At 64.4% G+C, this 1,184-nt stretch carries 1 protein-coding gene; it reads right to left on the minus strand.

The genetic code is table 11. From position 1 onward, the window contains the following. Positions 1–57: 57 nt before the first annotated feature. A partial coding sequence (locus SPHV1_RS06410; protein WP_054945217.1) for a DNA mismatch repair protein MutT occupies positions 58–1,184 on the minus strand: 1,127 nt, incomplete at its 5' end.

The raw sequence follows: 1,184 nt of genomic DNA on the forward strand, positions 1-1,184 counted from the left end.
GGGGGGGGGGGGGGGGGGAATTTATCCGGGGGAAGAGACGCCTCTCTCGGACTTCGATCAGATCGCGTCGGGATAGATCGGCCGGATATCCACCGGCAGCGATGCCATCGAAGCGACGGCGGCTTCGGCATGCGCATCGAGCTTCGCCCACTTGCCCATGAAGGCCTTCGTCCCTTCGTAGTCGCCATTGGCCTGCAGCATCAGGATGTCATGCAGGAGGTCGCGAACGCCCGCTTCCATCTTCGCGTCATCGATGACGTAGCGGCCCGCGGCCTCGTTCCAGCGGAACGCGCCCTTGTCCTGCAGATAGGCGTATTGCAGCGCTGCGCCCTTGCCGTGCGCCTCGACCGCGCCGAAGCGCACCGCGCGAAAGATGCCGGTAAAGTAGGTCGCGAAGAGCTGCGGCTTCTCCGCCTCCGGGATCTCTCTCTTGCGCATCATCAGCAGGATGTTCCAGACCCCTGCAACATCGGCCTTGGCCTCTTCGAGCGCCGAACCCTGTTCCTTGAGCATCTTGTCGACCGTCGTCGTCTCGCCGTTCACCACGATCGTGCCCGGCCCGAGGCTGTGCGACAGTTCATGGAACAGCGTCTCGAACTGCATGTACTTCTTGTCGACGCGCGCGGCCTGATCGGGTTCGAGCACCAGCGAGCCCATCGGCTTGAGGATGCGTTCGAACTTGGCGCCCAGCACGTTGGACAGGATCACCTTCTTCGCGCCCTTGGCCTCGCGCACGCGCTCGTCGTTGGGCAGGTTGAAGGCGATGGTCTGGACGCCGGGCACATTGTCGCCCCCGCCGTGGACCTGCTCGGCCACCGCGATCGGGCTGGCGAAGCCGCGCTGGAAGTTCTTGTACCGATCCTCGATGGGAAGATTGGCTTCCATGTCCTTGAGATAGTTCTTGTACTTGGCGAGCGCGGCGGACTCCTGCGGGTCCTTGAGCGTCACGAAGCTCTCGAAGGCGGTCTTGGCGCCCATCAGGCGGTCGGTATAGACTTCGTAGGGCCCGATGGCGACTTCGATGGGCGTGCCGGTCAGGTCCATCCAGGCCAGCTCGCTCTCGAAATAGTCGTCGGTGCGAAAGGCCCTGGCGCGCAGGGAGAGAAACTTCTTCAGGCTGGGATTGCCGGTGCGTGCGGCGGCCTGCTCCAGCAACTGCGCGGCAGGCTCCAGCCCCCCCCCGT

It is taken from the genome of Novosphingobium sp. KN65.2 (assembly GCF_001368935.1).
GTDB lineage: Bacteria > Pseudomonadota > Alphaproteobacteria > Sphingomonadales > Sphingomonadaceae > Novosphingobium > Novosphingobium mathurense.